The sequence below is a fragment of the Cellulomonas septica genome (genome assembly GCF_012396155.1).
Taxonomy (GTDB): Bacteria; Actinomycetota; Actinomycetes; order Actinomycetales; family Cellulomonadaceae; genus Cellulomonas; species Cellulomonas septica.
Genome location: NZ_JAAXOY010000492.1, coordinates 1 through 2,777, shown reverse-complemented (window position 1 = coordinate 2,777; position 2,777 = coordinate 1). Strand labels below are relative to the sequence as shown.

The 2,777-nt window shown below is 70.9% G+C and carries 3 protein-coding genes; all 3 read right to left on the bottom strand.

Annotated elements, in window-relative coordinates:
* Positions 1 to 103 precede the first annotated feature (103 nt).
* Positions 104 to 883, bottom strand: a complete 780-nt coding sequence (gene pstB, locus HGA02_RS15565) for a phosphate ABC transporter ATP-binding protein PstB (protein WP_124341658.1) — start codon at positions 881 to 883, stop codon at positions 104 to 106.
* 9 nt (positions 884 to 892) lie between these two features.
* Complete coding sequence (gene pstA / locus HGA02_RS15560; RefSeq protein WP_168679972.1) at positions 893 to 1,852, bottom strand: phosphate ABC transporter permease PstA; 960 nt, start codon at positions 1,850 to 1,852, stop codon at positions 893 to 895.
* The coding region (gene pstC, locus HGA02_RS15555; RefSeq protein ID WP_168679970.1) for a phosphate ABC transporter permease subunit PstC at positions 1,852 to 2,777 on the bottom strand (926 nt) is incomplete at its 5' end. The genes pstA and pstC, both read right to left, overlap by 1 nt.

Sequence of the window (2,777 nt, the reverse complement as noted above, 5' to 3'; positions counted from 1 at the left end):
GGCACGCGCACCGCGCACCGCGCACGACCCATGCACGACGAAGGCCCGACCGGATCACCGGTCGGGCCTTCGCGCGTCCCGGGTCGTGCCCGGCCGGGACGGGTCAGCCGAAGCGGCCCGAGATGTAGTCCTCGGTGGACTGCTCGCGCGGCGAGGAGAAGATCGTCGACGTCTCGTCGATCTCGACCAGACGGCCGGGCTGGCCCGTGCCCGCGAGGTTGAAGAACGCGGTGCGGTCGGACACGCGCGCGGCCTGCTGCATGTTGTGCGTGACGATGACGATCGTGTAGCTCGCCTTGAGCTCGGCGATGAGGTCCTCGATCGCGAGGGTCGAGATCGGGTCGAGCGCGGAGCACGGCTCGTCCATGAGCAGCACCTGGGGCTTCACGGCGATCGCGCGCGCGATGCACAGGCGCTGCTGCTGGCCGCCGGACAGGCCCGAGCCGGGGCGGTCGAGACGGTCCTTGACCTCGTTCCAGAGGTTCGCGCCGCGCAGGGACGCCTCGACGAGGTCCTGCGCGTCGCCCTTCGAGATGCGTCGGTTGTTGAGCCGCACGCCGGCGAGCACGTTCTCGGCGATGGACATCGTCGGGAACGGGTTGGGGCGCTGGAACACCATGCCGACCTGGCGGCGGACCGCGACGGGGTCGATGTCGTTGCCGTAGAGGTCGACGCCGTCCATCGCGACGGTGCCCTCGACGCGCGCGCCCGGGATGACCTCGTGCATGCGGTTGAGCGTCCGCAGGAACGTCGACTTGCCGCAGCCCGACGGGCCGATGAAGGCCGTGACCGAGCGGGGCTCGACGGCCATCTCGATGTCGGCGACGGCGCGGAAGTCGCCGTAGAAGATGTTGAGGTCCTTGACGTCGATGCGCTGAGACATGCGGGGTCCTTAGCCGAGGTTCTTGGGAGCGAAGAAGCGGGTGATGAGGCGCGCGATCAGGTTGAGCAGCATGACGATGAGGATCAGCGTCAGCGCGGCGGCCCAGGCCCGGTCGTAGTTGATGGTCGCGACGCAGTCGACGGCGTCCGGCGCGCACGGCACGAGGCCCTGCTGGTACTGCCGGTACACGTAGACGGGCAGCGTCATCATGCGGCCCTCGAACAGGTTGAAGTTGATCGAGTCGATGACGCCGACCGTGACGAGCAGCGGGGCGGTCTCGCCGATGACGCGCGCGATCGCGATCATCACGCCCGTGCCGATGCCCGCGACGGCGGTGCGCAGCACGACCTTGACGATGGTCAGCCAGCGCGGCACGCCGAGCGCGAGCGCGGCCTCGCGCAGCTCGTTCGGCACGAGCCGCAGCATCTCCTCGCAGGACCGCACGACGACCGGGATCATGAGCACGGACAGCGCGACCGACCCGACGATGCCCATCCGGACGCCGGGACCGAGGATCACGGCGAACAGCGCGTACGCGAACAGACCCGCGACGATCGACGGGATGCCCGTCATGACGTCGACGAAGAACGTCACGGAGCGGGCGAGCGCGCCGCGGCCGTACTCGACGAGGTAGATCGCGGTGAGCAGGCCGATCGGCACCGAGATGAGCGTCGCGAACAGCGTGATCTCGACCGTGCCGACGATCGCGTGGTAGATGCCGCCGGCGTCCATGCCGCCGAAGACGCCGCGCATCGAGTGCGTGAGGAAGTACGCGTCGAACCGCTCGATGCCGTGCGCGATGACGGTCCACGTCACCGAGACGAGCGGGAGCATGGCGATCACGAACGCGCCGACGACGAGGCCCGTCATGACCCGGTCGCGGCGGCGGCGGCCCTTGTCGACGGCGGACAGCACCCGACGCAGGTCGGCGTTGCCCGCGGGGGCGACGGGAGCGGTGGCGGCGGTCATCAGTTGGCTCCCGAGAAGTCCTTGCGGCGCGCGACGATCGCGCGGGCGGCCATGTTGACGAGCAGCGTGATGACGAACAGCGCGAGACCCGTCGCGATGAGCGCGGAGACGCCCAGCGGGTTGGCCTCGGGGAACTGCGCGGCGATGTTCGCGGCGATCGTCTGCTGCTGGCCGGCGACGAGCAGGCGGAACGAGTAGAGGAACCCGGGCGACAGGATCATCAGGACGGCCATCGTCTCGCCCAGCGCGCGGCCGAGGCCCAGCATCGCGGCGGAGATGATGCCGGAGCGCGCGAACGGCAGCACCGCGGTCCGGATCATCTCCCAGCGGGTCGCGCCGAGCGCGAGCGCCGCCTCCTCGTGCAGCCGCGGCGTCTGCAGGAAGACCTCGCGGCTGACGGCCGTGATGATCGGGAGCAGCATCACGGCGAGCACGAGGCCGACCGTGAGGATGACGCGCGCGGTCGGCGACACGTCGCCGCCGAACAGCGGGATCCAGCCGAGGTACTGGTTGAGCCACGCCCAGACCGGCTGGACCAGCGGGGCGAGCACCAGGGCGCCCCACAGGCCGTAGACGACCGACGGGATCGCGGCGAGCAGGTCGACCAGGTAGCCGAGGCCCGACGCGAGGCGTCGCGGCGCGTAGTGCGAGATGAAGAGCGCGATGCCGAGCGCGATCGGCGTCGCGATGAGCAGCGCGAGCGCCGCGGCGAGGACCGTGCCGAACACGAGCGGGCCGACGAACGCGGCCAGCGAGTCCGCGCCGCGCAGCCACGTGATCTTCTCGGTCAGCTCGGCGGCCGGCGTCGTGAGCGCGGGCCACGCGCGCAGCACGAGGAAGACCGCGACCGCGGCGAGGACGACCAGGATGAGGGCGCCCGCACCGGTCGCGGCCCAGCGGAACACACGGCTCGCGCCCCGGTCCC